This is a genomic window from Ruegeria sp. HKCCA5839 (genome assembly GCF_013035585.1).
Taxonomy (GTDB): Bacteria; Pseudomonadota; Alphaproteobacteria; order Rhodobacterales; family Rhodobacteraceae; genus Ruegeria.
Map to the genome: position 1 here is coordinate 447,632 of NZ_WQIE01000001.1, position 14,889 is coordinate 462,520.

At 57.0% G+C, this 14,889-nt stretch carries 14 protein-coding genes; 10 read left to right on the plus strand and 4 right to left on the minus strand.

Annotated features, from left to right (window positions below):
* Positions 1-166 precede the first annotated feature (166 nt).
* The 3 genes from alaS to GOV38_RS02165 all read left to right on the plus strand — a co-directional run bounded on the left by alaS (position 167) and on the right by GOV38_RS02165 (position 4,077).
* Positions 167-2,839 carry an alanine--tRNA ligase gene (alaS, locus tag GOV38_RS02155; protein WP_171207456.1) on the plus strand — a complete coding sequence of 891 codons (2,673 nt, stop codon included), beginning with the start codon at positions 167-169 and terminating at the stop codon, positions 2,837-2,839.
* Position 2,840: 1 nt separating this feature from the next.
* Positions 2,841-3,128 carry a DUF1330 domain-containing protein gene (locus GOV38_RS02160; protein ID WP_171129557.1) on the plus strand — a complete coding sequence of 96 codons (288 nt, stop codon included), beginning with the start codon at positions 2,841-2,843 and terminating at the stop codon, positions 3,126-3,128.
* Positions 3,129-3,591: 463 nt separating this feature from the next.
* On the plus strand, positions 3,592-4,077 hold the full coding sequence (locus GOV38_RS02165) for a transglutaminase-like cysteine peptidase (protein WP_254430427.1): 486 nt from the start codon (positions 3,592-3,594) through the stop codon (positions 4,075-4,077).
* 111 nt (positions 4,078-4,188) lie between these two features.
* Here GOV38_RS02165 and GOV38_RS02170 read toward each other — a convergent pair whose 3' ends face one another.
* The 4 genes from GOV38_RS02170 to GOV38_RS02185 form a co-directional block, all read right to left on the minus strand.
* Positions 4,189-4,974, minus strand: coding sequence for a hypothetical protein (locus GOV38_RS02170; protein ID WP_171207458.1), 786 nt, complete (start codon positions 4,972-4,974; stop codon positions 4,189-4,191).
* 288 nt (positions 4,975-5,262) lie between these two features.
* Positions 5,263-7,080 (minus strand): translational GTPase TypA, encoded by a 1,818-nt coding sequence (gene typA / locus GOV38_RS02175; RefSeq protein ID WP_171207459.1) that lies wholly within the window; start codon positions 7,078-7,080, stop codon positions 5,263-5,265.
* Between the two features lie 483 nt (positions 7,081-7,563).
* Entirely contained in the window at positions 7,564-7,809 is a 246-nt protein-coding gene (locus GOV38_RS02180) for a hypothetical protein (RefSeq protein WP_171099087.1), read from the minus strand.
* Complete coding sequence (locus GOV38_RS02185) at positions 7,809-8,462, minus strand: alpha/beta hydrolase (protein ID WP_171207460.1); 654 nt, start codon at positions 8,460-8,462, stop codon at positions 7,809-7,811. The genes GOV38_RS02180 and GOV38_RS02185 overlap by 1 nt, the downstream gene beginning before the upstream one ends.
* Before the next feature lie 178 nt (positions 8,463-8,640).
* Between GOV38_RS02185 and GOV38_RS02190 the strand changes: the two genes are divergently transcribed.
* The 7 genes from GOV38_RS02190 (at position 8,641) to GOV38_RS02220 (ending at position 14,885) form a co-directional block, all read left to right on the plus strand.
* A complete protein-coding gene (locus GOV38_RS02190; RefSeq protein WP_171207461.1) occupies positions 8,641-9,099 on the plus strand; it encodes an Rrf2 family transcriptional regulator in 459 nt (152 codons plus the stop codon).
* 48 nt (positions 9,100-9,147) lie between these two features.
* The gene (locus tag GOV38_RS02195) at positions 9,148-10,191 is read left to right on the plus strand and encodes a cysteine desulfurase family protein (RefSeq protein ID WP_171207462.1); all 1,044 of its coding nucleotides are present in this window, start codon (positions 9,148-9,150) and stop codon (positions 10,189-10,191) included.
* A gap of 18 nt (positions 10,192-10,209) precedes the next feature.
* Positions 10,210-11,730, plus strand: coding sequence for a Fe-S cluster assembly protein SufB (gene sufB, locus GOV38_RS02200; protein ID WP_171207463.1), 1,521 nt, complete (start codon positions 10,210-10,212; stop codon positions 11,728-11,730).
* 71 nt (positions 11,731-11,801) lie between these two features.
* A complete protein-coding gene (gene sufC / locus GOV38_RS02205) occupies positions 11,802-12,557 on the plus strand; it encodes a Fe-S cluster assembly ATPase SufC (protein ID WP_171099077.1) in 756 nt (251 codons plus the stop codon).
* Positions 12,557-13,837: a Fe-S cluster assembly protein SufD gene (sufD, locus tag GOV38_RS02210; protein ID WP_171207464.1), complete on the plus strand. Its 1,281-nt coding sequence runs from the start codon at positions 12,557-12,559 to the stop codon at positions 13,835-13,837. Before sufC ends, sufD begins: the two co-directional genes overlap by 1 nt.
* Entirely contained in the window at positions 13,837-14,322 is a 486-nt protein-coding gene (locus tag GOV38_RS02215) for a YIP1 family protein (RefSeq protein ID WP_171207465.1), read from the plus strand. Before sufD ends, GOV38_RS02215 begins: the two co-directional genes overlap by 1 nt.
* The gene (locus GOV38_RS02220) at positions 14,319-14,885 is read left to right on the plus strand and encodes a Yip1 family protein (RefSeq protein WP_171129541.1); all 567 of its coding nucleotides are present in this window, start codon (positions 14,319-14,321) and stop codon (positions 14,883-14,885) included. Before GOV38_RS02215 ends, GOV38_RS02220 begins: the two co-directional genes overlap by 4 nt.
* Positions 14,886-14,889: the final 4 nt, after the last annotated feature.

Sequence of the window (14,889 nt, forward strand, 5' to 3'; positions counted from 1 at the left end):
GGAACAGCTTAAATCCCCCGGCACTTCGACGGTGCTGAGAATACGTGGAGCAGGGCGGTCCAAACGGGCCGCCTTGTTTCGTATCCGGTCATCTGGGCTGTGGACAGTCTGAAACCGGGGGGATAAACCTGCGAAAACCAAGATTTCTGCGCGCCGAGAGAGCCCCATGCCCAGCCTGAACGATATCCGATCAACCTTTTTGAATTATTTTGAAAAACAGGGGCATGAGGTCGTGGCGTCCAGCCCTTTGGTGCCGCGCAACGATCCGACGCTGATGTTTGTCAACTCGGGCATGGTGCAGTTCAAGAATCTGTTCACCGGCCTTGAGACACGGGACTATAAACGCGCGACCACGGCGCAGAAATGTGTACGTGCCGGTGGCAAGCACAATGACCTTGATAATGTCGGCTATACCGCACGCCACCATACATTCTTTGAAATGCTGGGGAATTTCTCGTTCGGCGACTATTTCAAACATGAGGCCATCCCCTTTGCCTGGAACCTGATCACTAAGGAATACGGCATCGACAAAAGCCGCCTGCTGGCCACGGTTTACCACACAGATGACGAAGCGTTTGAGATCTGGAAGAAGGTCGGCGTGCCCGAAGACCGGATCATCCGCATCGCAACCAGCGACAACTTCTGGCAAATGGGCCCGACCGGCCCCTGCGGTCCCTGCACCGAGATTTTCTACGATCACGGCGACCATATCTGGGGCGGCCCTCCGGGTTCACCGGAAGAAGATGGCGACCGGTTCATCGAGATCTGGAACGTCGTTTTCATGCAGAACGAACAGTTCGAGGACGGCTCGATGGTCGAGCTTGACATGCAGTCGATTGACACCGGGATGGGGCTAGAGCGGATTGGCGCGCTGTTGCAGGGCAGCCATGACAACTATGACACCGATCTGTTCAAAACCCTGATCGAGGCCTCGGCCGAGGCGACCGGTGTTGATCCTTACGGTGACCAGAACGTGCATCATCGGGTGATTGCGGACCATTTGCGCTCGACCTCGTTCCTGATCGCCGATGGGGTGATGCCAAGCAATGACGGGCGCGGCTATGTGCTGCGCCGCATCATGCGCCGCGCTATGCGCCACGCACACCTGCTGGGGGCCAAAGACCCGGTCATGCACCGTCTTGTACCAACTCTGGTGCAATTGATGGGCGGTCATTATACCGAACTGTCTCAGGCGCAGCCCTTGATCGAAGAAACGCTGCTTTTGGAGGAAACTCGATTCAAGCAAACGCTGGATCGCGGGCTCAAACTGCTGGATGACGAAGTGTCGGGCCTGGCTGAAGGTGCACCCTTGTCGGGTGAGGCGGCGTTCAGGCTCTATGACACATATGGATTCCCGCTGGACCTGACCCAAGATGCGCTGCGTGAAAAAGGCCGTGAGGTCGACACAGATGGGTTTGATGCGGCTATGGCAGAACAAAAGGCCAAGGCTCGCGCGGCCTGGGCCGGGTCTGGCGAGGCTGCGGATCAGGCCGTTTGGTTTGATGTGCTCGACTATGCCGGGGCCACCGATTTCCTGGGCTACGACACCGAAAACGCCGAGGCGCAGGTGGCGGCCTTGATCGTCGATGGCGCACAGGCGGACAGTATCAGCGCAGGCCAAGAGGCCTGGGTCGTGGTTAATCAGACCCCATTCTATGGCGAGGCTGGCGGTCAGATCGGTGACACTGGTGAGCTGCGCCGTCTGGAAGATCGCGAGCACGTGTGCCGGGTGACGGACACCAGAAAATTTGCCGATGGCAAGGTCTATGGCCATAAGGTCACCGTCGAATCCGGCACGCTGTCCAAAGGCGACGGGATCGCGTTGGAGGTTGATCATGCCCGCCGGTCTTCCATCCGGGCCAACCACTCGGCCACGCACCTGCTGCACGAAGCACTGCGCGAGACACTGGGGGATCACGTGGCGCAGCGCGGCTCGTTGAACGCCGCGGACCGGCTGCGGTTCGACTTTAGCCATTCCAAGGCACTGAGCCTGGAAGAGATCCAGAAGGTCGAGCGTGAAGTCAATGATTTCATTCGGCAAAACTCGGCTGTGGAAACAAGGATCATGACTCCTGACGATGCGCGAGCCCTAGGCGCTCAGGCGCTGTTTGGCGAGAAATATGGTGATGAAGTCCGCGTTGTTTCGATGGGCAAGGCGCCGACCGGCAAAGGGCAAGATGGAGAAACCTGGTCGATTGAACTCTGCGGTGGCACCCATGTGCGCCAGACCGGTGACATCGGCACCTTTGTGGTTCTGGGCGACAGCGCCAGCAGTGCAGGTGTGCGCCGGATTGAGGCGTTGACCGGCGATGAGGCCTTCCGCTATCTCTCGGCGCAGGATCACCGTCTGGCGCAGGTCGCGTTGGAGCTGAAAGCGCAGCCGGATGATGTGGTGCCGCGTGTCAAAGCGTTGCTGGACGAGCGCAAGGCCTTGCAGAACGAAGTGGCCCAACTGCGCCGTGATCTGGCCATGGCCGGAGGGGCCGGGCAGGGTGGCGGCGCCGAGGCGCGCGACATCAACGGGGTGGCCTTTCTGGCGCAGGCGCTCACAGGTGTGTCTGGCAAGGACCTGCCGTCGCTAATCGACGAACACAAAGCGCGGCTGCAATCGGGTGCGGTTCTGTTGATTGCAGATACGGGCGGCAAAGCTGCTGTCGCTGCCGGTGTGACGCCAGACCTGACCGACAAGATTTCCGCTGTTGATCTCGTCAAGGCCGCGGTGGTCGAACTGGGCGGCAAGGGAGGCGGTGGTCGCCCGGACATGGCCCAAGGCGGTGGCAAGGATGCGTCGAACGCCGAAGCCGCGATCAAGGCCGCAGAACAGGTATTGGGAGGGTAAGATGGCTGCACTTTGGATTGCACATGTCACTGTGACAGACGCGGAAGCATACGGAAAATATGCTGAACTGGCTGGCCCGGCAATCGCGGCCCATGGTGGGCATTTTATCGCGCGGGCAGCGCGTTATGTACAACTGGAAGGCAAAGAGCGCCCACGCAACGTCGTGGCAAAGTTTCCGTCGGTGGAAGCGGCAGTGGAATGCTATAACTCAGACGCCTATCAAGAAGCCCTTTCCCATGCGCGAGGGGCAAGCGAGCGCGAATTGATGGTGGTCGAGATCACCGAATAGGAATCACTTGGGCGCGCTGACCGGTTCCAAACTGACAAAGCTGCGTTTTGCAGACGGCGATTTCGCATTTCCGTTGGCCGACGGGGTGCGCCTGAGAGTCTTTGGTTAAGATTAAGTAATTTAACGATATTTTACGTATTTGTCGCTCAGATTGTGTCATGGCCTGCCACGATGATGCACCGAAATGGCCATGAAGTTGAACGGGATTCCGCCGCTTTTCAGGACCAACCTGTCATAACCATTGCGGTTGGCGAAATGTTCAGGAATACTTGCTGGAATACGAATGTATTGTGATTTTGCCAAACGCCTAAACGGACTGACGCCTGGGGGGACTGTCATGCTTTTCGTTGGCACGAGGGACAAAAGCTTTTTGAAACGAGGGGTTGCCCTGCTGGGTGCGGCCCTTTTTTGCATGGGTGCATCTGGACTGTCCTCTACGGCCGTTGCGTCCGGGACTGCGTTTTTGCCGGTCGTTTCCGCATCGCCACCGCCTTCGGGCGCTCTCCAACTTTGCGATCAGTATAGCTGGGCTTGTGCCAGCGCGACTTCGGTCTCGATGTCGGGTGAGCGCGAGATGGAATTGGTCAGGCGGATCAATCGACATGTGAATGCGTCGACCCGGGAAGTTACCGATCAGTCTCAGTACCGAATGCAAGAACGCTGGGCTTTGCCCACAAGGCGCGGCGGCGACTGCGAAGATTTTGCGTTGCTCAAAAAGCGTGAGTTGATCCGAGCAGGGATCGACCCCAGCAAGCTATTGATCGCGACGGTTCTGGACAGAAAGCGAAACGCACACGCGGTATTGGTCTATCGTTCAAGTCAGGGCGATTTGGTACTGGACAATTTGACCAATCGTATCAAGCCTTGGTCTGTAACGCGCTACTTGTTTCTGAGGATGCAGGATCCCAGGCAACCGCGAAACTGGGTTGGTGTCTACCTGCAAAGCTGACGCCGCCATCGCTCATCAAGGAACAATTCGGCGACGCCGTGTGGGTGTTTGATCGGTAGGTAAGGCAATTCGCGATTGCGATGCTTTGCCTCGGAAGCAAACTGTTAGTGTTTACTTCTTGCCTTCCTTAGCTTTCCCGCCTTTTCCTTTGCCGTGGCTCTTCTCGCCTTTGCCCTCGTAGCCTTCTTTTTTACGCTCTTCTTTCTTTTTTTCTTCGCGCTTTTCTTCCTTGCGTTCTTCTTTACGCTTCTCTTCTTTTTCTTCCTTACGTTCTTCTTTACGCTTCTCTTCTTTTTCTTCCTTACGTTCTTCTTCGCGCTTCTCTTCTTTTTCTTCCTTACGCTCTTCTTCGCGCTTCTCTTCTTTTTCTTCCTTACGCTCTTCTTCGCGCTCTTCTTCTCTTTCTTCCTCACGCTCTTCTTCACGTTCGGATCCGGTGTCGTCTCCGCCACCGTTTGTGCCGGTATCGCTGGAAGATCCGCCGCCGCCATTCGAACCGCCACCTGAGGTGCCGCCGCCGCCGGTGTTCGCATTATCTTCGTTTTCGCCGATGGTATCGCCGAAATTGTCTGCGCCATTCTCGTCGGCAGGGCCATCACCCGACCGGTTGTCGGCTGCGCCCGATACTGATGAGGTCGGGAAGTCGGTCAGCACTGCTGCAAACGGTGCACATTCCGATGCGGTGCGGGCGACAATGTCGTCAAAATCGGGACGTTTCTGCAGGTATTTGATAAGGCCGGTTGTTACTACTTTGCATTCGCACAAGGTCTGCGTTGCGACGGATTGTTTTCCGGTCGCGACCGTACATCTTTGATCGGCATAGGCGGGGGCAGACATAACAAACGGGATAGTCGCACTGGTCAGTACAACAGAAAGCAATTTGGATTTGATGCGCATGGCGCTTCTCCTGGAACTCATAAACTCGACTGCGACGACTGATACAGATTCAGGCAAAGCGCTTATATGAACAGCGTCACACTTTGGCCGCAAATACACCTTCGTAATGCCAGACTTTCAAGACGACGCAAGTTCAAGAACCAGCGGTCGGACACTTGAATTCCGGAAAAATGAGTAAAAAAAGGGCGCTAAGACCTTATACTATATAGGGTCTTGGCGCCTGATTGTTTCTCCATATGTGGGCAAAAATGCAACATATGGGTGATTGTGGCCGTCCTAGAAACGGCGTTACGAGGCCTTGGACATGCGTTTGCGCTCGTGCGGATCAAGGTATCGCTTGCGCAAACGCACTACATTTGGCGTCACTTCGACCAACTCGTCATCATCGATATAGGCGATGGCCTCTTCCAGTGAAAACTGCACATGCGGTGTCAGGCGAACAGCGTCGTCCGATCCGCTGGCGCGCACGTTGGTCAGTTTCTTGCCCTTAAGCGGGTTCACTTCAAGATCATTGTCGCGCGAATGCTCTCCAATGATCATGCCTTGATAGACTTCGACCTGCGGACCCACGAACATCCGTCCGCGCTCTTCCAGATTCCACAGCGCATAAGCCACGGCCTGACCTTTCTCCATCGAGATCAGAACGCCTGCGCGGCGCCCTGGGATCGGGCCTTTATGCGGGGCCCAATCATGGAACACGCGGTTCAGGACGCCGGTGCCGCGGGTATCGGTCAGGAACTCCCCGTGATAGCCGATCAACCCGCGCGACGGCACATGGGCGATGATGCGGGTTTTGCCTGCACCGGCTGGGCGCATCTCGACCAGTTCGCCTTTGCGCGCGCCGGTGATCTTTTCGATGACCGAGCCCGAATATTCGTCATCCACATCGATCGTGACCTCTTCGATGGGTTCCAGACGTTGGCCGTTTTCCTCGCGGAACAGAACCTGCGGGCGCGAGATGCTAAGCTCGAACCCTTCGCGACGCATGTTCTCGATCAGAACACCCATCTGCAATTCGCCACGTCCGGCAACTTCGAACGCCTCGCCGCCGGGTGTGTCGGTGATGCGGATGGCCACGTTGGATTCGGCCTCTTTCATCAATCGATCCCGGATAACGCGCGATTGCACCTTTTTGCCATCGCGCCCGGCCAGCGGAGAATCGTTGATCCCAAAGGTTACAGTGATGGTGGGCGGATCAATGGGCTGCGCGGGCAGGGCCTCATCCACCTGAGGGGCGACAAGGGAATCGGCCACAGTGGCTTTGCTCATTCCGGCAATGGTGACGATGTCGCCCGCTTCGGCCTGATCGATGGGCTGTTGCGAGAGACCGCGGAAGGCCAGAATTTTTGAGGCGCGGAAGTTTTCGATCAGCGTACCATCCCGGCTAAGCGCCTTGAGCGTATCACCGGCTTTCAGAGTGCCGCTTTCGACGCGACCGGTCAGGATACGACCGATGAAGGGATCGCTGCCCAAGGTCGTCGCCAACATCCGGAAGGGTTCGTCTTTCTTGTCGACCTGTTTCGGGGCAGGGACGTGATCGACGATCAGGTCAAACAACGCACTCAGATCCTTGCGCGGCCCGTCCAACTCCATATCCGCCCAGCCCGAGCGGCCCGAGGCATACATGGAGGGGAAATCCAGCTGGTCGTCATCGGCACCGAGATTGGCGAACAGGTCAAAGCACTCATCCAGGGCCCGGTCAGGCTCTGCGTCTGGCTTGTCGACCTTGTTCAGCACCACGATGGGGCGCAAACCCAGGGCCAGCGCCTTGGAGGTGACAAACTTGGTCTGTGGCATCGGGCCTTCGGCCGCGTCGACCAGCAGAACAACGCCGTCAACCATGCTGAGGATCCGTTCGACCTCTCCGCCAAAGTCGGCGTGCCCAGGGGTGTCGACAATGTTGATGCGCGTGTCTTTCCACTCGACACTTGTTGCCTTCGCCAGAATGGTGATGCCGCGCTCGCGTTCCAGATCGTTGCTGTCCATGGCGCGCTCGGCGACCGCCTGGTTTTCCCGGAACGCACCGGATTGTTTGAGCAGCTCATCCACCAGGGTCGTTTTGCCGTGGTCCACGTGAGCGATGATTGCGATGTTGCGCAGGTCCATGAGAGGTCAGCCTTTGAACGGAAAGTTGCCGCGCGCATAACGCGGCTTGGACCAAACTTCCAGCCCAAACGCGCGTTCAGCGACCGAAGCGTTGGAAAAACGCGAAAAGCACAGAGGACAGATTGGAAACGAAGCAGATTTTGGAGCGGTTGGGCTAACCCATTGGCGTCAAGTTTACCATAGGTCAGGGAAACCAGACTTTTCGAAGCATTAACATCTATGGTAGAGGTGTCGCTATTAAATAGTGCTTTGATTTTTATGAGTATTTTTAGACATGACGATATTTGTTAAATCCGTCATAACCGTGTCGGTTCTGATCGTGGCAATTGGGTGGCTTGCAGACGGGGGGTCCGTCTATTCTATTGCAATCCGTTGATGTTGAACGGTTTTATTGTTTTGTGGTTGTCGCGTCGTAACCGGTGAAAAAGGAGCCTTCGGGCTCCTTTTTCATTGTGCATCTTCCATCCTGTTGAACGGTTCAGCTTATTGTTTTTCGATTGCTTTTTGTTTTGTCCGGTATTGTGACAGGCGTTTCACGACAAACTGCCGCGCCTTGCGTTCGGCCAGCCTAACTCGAATTTCGGTCAAAAAGGCCTCTTCCAATGTTTGGGACGACGCTCCCAACAGGTCGCCCACCTCGACAAAGAACCGGTCGTCGCCGGTTTCATCCATGACTTTCAACGTGTCTTCTGCAAGTCGGGCGGCGAGGGTCGAAACCGTATCGGACATTAGCGCGTGTTCTCGGTCAGGCGGCGTTTTACATAGTCGGTCACATCAGTCATCAACGTGTCCATGTGGCGATCCTGGAAGAAGTGATCGGCTCCTTCGACCTCATTGTGAGTGATGGTGATCCCTTTTTGCTCATGCAACTTGTCGACCAGTGCCGCAGTATCTGCAGGCGGGGCCACACGGTCGGATGAGCCGTTGATGATCAGGCCCGACGACGGGCAGGGGGCGAGGAACGAGAAATCATACATATTGGCCGGGGGCGAAACGCTGATAAAGCCGGTGATCTCGGGGCGGCGCATCAGCAATTGCATCCCGATCCACGCGCCAAAGGAAAAGCCTGCAACCCAGCAATGCTTGGAGTTGTTGTTCATCGACTGAAGGTAGTCCAGCGCTGAGGCTGCATCGCTCAACTCGCCTACACCTTGGTCGTATTCGCCTTGGCTGCGACCCACACCACGGAAGTTAAAGCGCAATACGGTGAAACCCATATTATAGAACGCATAGTGCAGGTTATAGACCACCTTGTTGTTCATGGTCCCGCCGAATTGGGGGTGCGGATGCAGCACGATGGCGATCGGTGCGTCTTTTTCCTTTTGCGGGTGGTAGCGGCCTTCCAGGCGGCCTTCGGGTCCGGGAAAAATCACCTCGGGCATGAGTGCTTTCGTCCTGTCTCTTTTTAACGCGTCTTCAGCGGGACTATCTTGACGATAATCGTCGGGCACTTTAGAACGGTTCTAATTACATTGCATCGCGTGAACACGCTGTCAGTGGGAAATACGCACTGGCCGTTGTGACGTCAATGATTTCACGCGACTTCCGGTGGGGTAAAGCATGAAACTGTCGACCAAAGGGCGCTATGCGATGGTGGCATTGGCAGATATTGCTTTGCAACCGGCGGAGCAATTGGTGACTTTGGGCGAAATTTCTGGCCGCCAAGACATTTCTTTACCTTATCTCGAACAGCTTTTTGTCAAGCTGCGTCGTGCCGAACTTGTTTCTTCTGTCCGGGGGCCCGGTGGTGGCTATAAGCTGGCGCGCCCGGCGTCGGAAATCCGTGTGGTCGAGATTCTGGCAGCGGTCGATGAAACTGTGGATGCCATGCACAAGGGGGCAGGGGCGTCCGGTGGATCGTCCGGCAGCCGCGCACAGTCGCTGACGAACCGTCTGTGGGAAAGCCTGAGCGCGCATGTCTATGTTTTCCTGCATCAGACCCGCTTGTCTGATGTGATCGAGAACGAGCTCGCGCCTTGCCCGGCTGTTCCAAGCCTGTTTGCCGTTGTGGATGAATAGGTCGATGTCCACGCAAGCTTCTTTCATCGCACCAGAAAAGATGCATCCATGAAGCGCGTTTATCTGGATCACAATGCAACGACCCCGCTGCGTGCCGAAGCGCGTACTGCGATGATTGCAGCGATGGAGCTTTGCGGAAACCCGTCCTCGGTTCATGCCGAAGGGCGCGCAGCCAAGGCCTTGGTTGAACGGGCCCGCGCGCAGGTGGCCGAGGCGTTTGGCGCCGATGGTGCCGATATTGTCTTCACCTCGGGCGCCACCGAAGCTGCGGCTTTGGCGCTGGAGGGTCGGGGCCTGCTTGGCGCTCCGATTGAACATGATGCGGTGCGCGCCTGGACGGATGAGGTTTTGCCTGTTTCACCCTCGGGTTCGGTATCCATAGCCGACCCAGCACAAGCTACGTTGCAGCTGGCCAATTCCGAAACCGGGATCATCCAAACCCTGCCCAAAGGGCTTGCCGTGACCGATGCGACTCAGGCTTTTGGAAAGCTTCCAGTGGCGTTCAACTGGCTCGACACTCAGATGGCGCTGATCTCGGCCCATAAACTGGGCGGTCCCAAGGGCATTGGCGCTTTGGTGCTGAAACGCGGCACGGAACTGGCCGCGCGGATCAAGGGTGGCGGGCAAGAGATGGGTCGACGCTCGGGCACTGAAAATGTCATTGGAATCGCAGGCTTCGGGGCCGCAGCTGAAGCGGCAGCGCGGGATCTGGCCGATGGTGTCTGGGAAAAAGTTGAGAATCTTAGAATTATTCTAGAAAATGCCCTTGAGGCCGGACCTAAATCAACTATTTTTGTCGGGAAAGATCAGGATCGCCTTCCGAATACGCTGTGTTTTGCGACCCCCGGATGGAAAGGGGAAACACAGGTGATGCAGATGGATCTGTCGGGTTTTGCCATCAGTGCGGGCTCGGCCTGTTCCAGCGGCAAGGTGCGGGCAAGTGCGGTTCTGACGGCCATGGGCTATGACGAAACCGTTGCGGCAAGCGCTGTGCGGGTATCGTTAGGACCCGAGACAACAGAAGAAGACGTGCTGCGTTTCGCTGAGACGTGGCTGGATAAAGCAAAGAAGCATCACGCGCGCGCTGCGTGATCCCAAGGAGGGTAAGACATGGCCGCATTGGACCAGACCCAGGTAAAAGAGGGTGTCGATCAGGAAACCGTGGATGCGGTGCGCGAGGTCAGCACGTATAAATACGGCTGGGAAACGGATATCGAGATGGAATACGCCCCCAAAGGCGTGAACCCCGATATCGTCAAGCTGATTTCGGAAAAGAATGAAGAACCCGAATGGATGACCGAGTGGCGCCTGGCCGCGTTCGAGCGCTGGACCCAGATGGAAGAGCCCAAATGGGCGATGGTCAACTATCCTGAAATCGATTTTCAGGACCAGTACTACTATGCCCGCCCGAAATCGATGGAAGAGAAGCCCAAATCTTTGGATGAGGTCGATCCCAAGCTGCTGGCGACCTATGAAAAGTTGGGTATCCCTCTGAAAGAACAGATGATTCTGGCTGGTGTCGAAGGTGCTGAGAACATGCCTACCGAGGGCCGCAAGGTTGCGGTGGACGCCGTGTTTGACTCGGTTTCGGTCGGCACGACCTTTCAGGACGAGTTGAAAAAGGCAGGCGTCATCTTCTGCTCGATTTCCGAGGCGATCAAAGAGCATCCTGAACTGGTCAAGAAATATCTGGGCTCGGTTGTGCCGGTGTCCGACAATTTCTATGCCACGCTGAACTCGGCCGTGTTCTCGGACGGCTCGTTTGTCTATGTGCCGCCGGGCGTGCGCTGCCCGATGGAGCTGAGCACCTATTTCCGCATCAACGCGGAAAACACCGGTCAGTTCGAACGCACACTGATCATTGCCGACAAAGGATCCTATGTATCCTATCTGGAGGGCTGTACCGCGCCCCAGCGCGACACAGCGCAGCTGCACGCGGCGGTGGTTGAGATCATCATCGAAGAAGATGCCGAAGTGAAATATTCGACCGTTCAGAACTGGTTCCCAGGGGATGAGAACGGCAAGGGCGGCATCTATAACTTTGTGACAAAACGCGCCGATTGCCGCGGTGATCGGTCCAAGGTGATGTGGACGCAGGTCGAAACCGGCTCTGCCGTGACATGGAAATACCCGTCCTGCATCCTGCGCGGCGATGACAGCCAGGGTGAGTTCTATTCGATCGCGATTGCCAACAACTATCAGCAAGCCGATACCGGCACCAAGATGGTGCACTTGGGCAAGAACACCAAGTCACGGATCGTGTCGAAAGGCATCAGCGCGGGCAAGGCGCAGAATACCTATCGCGGTCTTGTGTCGATGCACCCCAAGGCCAAAGACAGTCGCAACTATACCCAGTGTGACAGCCTGCTGATCGGCGATAAATGCGGCGCGCATACGGTGCCTTATATCGAGGTCCGCAACAACTCGTCCCGTGTGGAACATGAGGCGACGACGTCCAAGGTGGATGACGACCAGCTGTTCTATTGCCGCCAGCGCGGTATGGACGAGGAAGAGGCCGTGGCCTTGGTCGTCAACGGGTTCTGCAAGGACGTGTTGCAGGCGCTGCCAATGGAATTTGCGATGGAAGCACAGCAACTGGTGGCGATCAGCCTTGAAGGATCTGTGGGCTAAGCTCGACTTCCCTGACGAATAGATACATTGGGAGCCTGCGGGTTCCCCTGCGAGATGCAAAAGGATAAAACATGCTGGAAATCAAGAATCTGCACGTGAAGCTTGAGGAAGAAGAGAAAGAAATCCTCAAAGGTGTTGATCTGACCGTCGAGGCCGGCAAGGTGCACGCGATCATGGGGCCGAACGGCTCGGGCAAGTCGACGCTCAGCTATGTGCTGTCGGGGCGTGATGGCTATGAGGTCACCGATGGCGCGGCAACGCTGGACGGCGAAGACCTGCTGGAGATGGAACCCGAAGAGCGTGCAGCAGCGGGTATCTTTCTGGCGTTCCAATACCCGGTCGAAATCCCCGGCGTGGGCAACATGACTTTCCTGCGGACCGCCGTGAACGCACAGCGCAAGGCGCGTGGGCAGGAAGAACTGTCGGCCGCTGACTTCCTGAAGCTGGTGCGTGAGAAAGCGAAATCGCTGAAGATCGACGCTGACATGCTGAAGCGCCCGGTCAATGTGGGTTTCTCGGGCGGTGAGAAAAAGCGCAATGAGATCCTGCAGATGGCCATGCTGGAACCCAAGATGTGCATCCTGGACGAGACTGACTCGGGTCTTGATGTGGATGCGATGAAGCTGGTGTCCGAAGGTGTTAATGCGCTGCGTGATGCGGGCCGTGGGTTCCTGGTGATCACGCATTATCAGCGCCTGCTGGATCACATCAAACCCGATGTTGTGCATATCATGGCCGATGGCCGGATCGTCAAATCGGGCGGCCCCGAGCTGGCGCTTGAGGTCGAAAACAACGGGTATGCCGACATTCTGGCCGAGGTGAACTGATGGCTTTACCGCAAGCGAAACAGACTGCGACCGAAGAGCGGCTGGCAGCGCTCAGCCTGCCGGATGCCGGTTGCACCAGAAAGGCGCGTGAGGCAGCGATTGCTCGCGTGCGCGAGATGGGCCTGCCCGGGCGTCGCGACGAGTATTGGAAATATACCCGGCCCGACACTTTGGTTTCGGTCGAAGCACCCCATGCTGCGCTGTTTGACGGGGAAGAACCTGACATCTTCCACGACTTCGAACGCCTTCAGATCGTGTTTATTGACGGTGTTTTCAGCCCTGAGCAGTCGGACGACCTGACGCTTGAAGGTGTCTCGATTGACCGGCTCGAGGACATCTGCTGCAAGGATATCCACTGGGCCAAGGATCTCTATGGCGTTCTGGAAACCCGTGGTCAGGTGCCGGTTCAGCGCCCGCTGGCTGCGTTGAACACGGCCTTTGCGTCGGATGGTGTGGCCATTCGTGTCATCGGCAAGCTGTCGAAACCGATCAATCTTGTCTATCGCCATGCTTCCGAGGATTCGGACGCCATCCTGCACCATATCGTGCGGGTCGAAAGCGATGCCGAGGTGACCATTCTGGAAAACGGCCCGGCAGCCTCGCGCTTTAACAAGTGCATGGAAATCGATATCGCCGACAATGGCACGTTGCATCACATCCGGGCGCAAGGTCGTGATCATCAGCGCCGTGCGGCCACCCATATGTTCACGCGTCTGGGCAAGGAATCTGTCTATAAATCCTTCACTCTGACCGTGAACGGTGTGCTTACGCGCAATGAACAGGTTGTGGAACTGACAGGCGATGACGCTGTGGCCCATGTGGCCGGCGCTTGTGTTGGCGATGGTGATTTCCATCACGACGACACGGTGTTCGTTACCCATGATGCGGTGAATTGCGAGAGTCGTCAGGTCTTCAAGAAAGTGCTGCGCAACGGCGCGACCGGTGTGTTCCAAGGCAAGATCCTTGTGAAAGAGGGGGCGCAGAAGACCGACGGGTATCAGATCAGCCAGTCTCTGCTGCTGGACGATGACAGCCAGTTCCTCGCCAAGCCGGAACTAGAGATCTATGCCGATGACGTGGCCTGTTCGCACGGCTCGACCTCGGGCGCGATCGACGAAACGGCGCTGTTCTATCTGCGCTCTCGCGGCGTTCCGGTTGCGGATGCGACCGATATGCTGACGCTGGCCTTTCTGGCCGAAGCCGTGGACGAGATCGAAAACGAGGCTCTGTCAGAGGTCATTGTCGAGCGTTTGCAAGGATGGCTGTCCCGCCGCCGCTGATGCCTGTCACAACTGATATCGTTGCAACCTATCGCGGGCCCGGCCGGGTGGTCGGGCGTCTGATGAAGATGGGCCCGCGCGAAGATCGCGCGCTGGCCTTTGTTATGGCTTTTTGCGTGATCGGCTTTGTGGCGCAACTGCCCAGCCTGGCGCGTCGGGCTCATCTGGAAGATCTTGAGCTGAACATGCTGATGGGCGGCGCGCTGATGGGGTCGGTCTTTATCCTGCCTCTGCTGCTTTACGTGCTGGCCTGGATCTCACACGGTGTGGCTCGCTTGTTCGGTGGCAGTGGGTCCAGCTATGGTGCGCGTTTGGCGCTGTTCTGGGCGTTGCTGGCCTCGACACCGCTGGTGTTGTTGAACGGTCTTGTTGCCGGTTTCATTGGTCCCGGACCAACTCTGACGCTGGCCGGTCTGCTTTGGGTGGCGGTTTTTCTGTGGTTTTGGTTGTCTGGCCTGAAGCAATCGCTATGGGTTAGGGCATGAATACTGCATCTTTACTGAACCTTGTCGGGCTCACTCTGACCAATCCGGCCGAAGCTGCTCGGCGCCTGCTGGCCATGAAGCTTGGCGGCGACGTCCTGTGGCTGGCATTTTCGCTGGCCGTGATCCTGAACGCAGCGCTGCAATCTGTCGCGAACATCATGCTTCCCGCTCTGAGCCCCGACACGCTTCAGGTCGCTGAACCGCTGTCGCGCACGCTTGTGGTTTCGGTCGCAGCGATCCTGATCAGCGTGGCCTCTTTCCTTCTGGTCGGCCGTCTGCTGGGTGGCACCGCAAATTTTTATGAGATCATGACACTGGTTATCTGGCTGCAACTACTGCAGATCGTCGGCCAGGCCTTCGTGATCATCTGCGGCTTGGCGCTGCCCTTCCTGTTCCTGCCGTTCAGCCTGGCGATGCTGGGGTTGAGCCTGTTCATCACGCTGCATTTCCTCAATCAGGCGCACAAGTTTGACTCGCTCGGCCGATCTTTCGTGGTGATCCTGATTTCGGGCGTTGTGGCCATTCCCTTTGTTCTGATGCTGTTTTCGGGCGGCCCGGTCTAGAGAC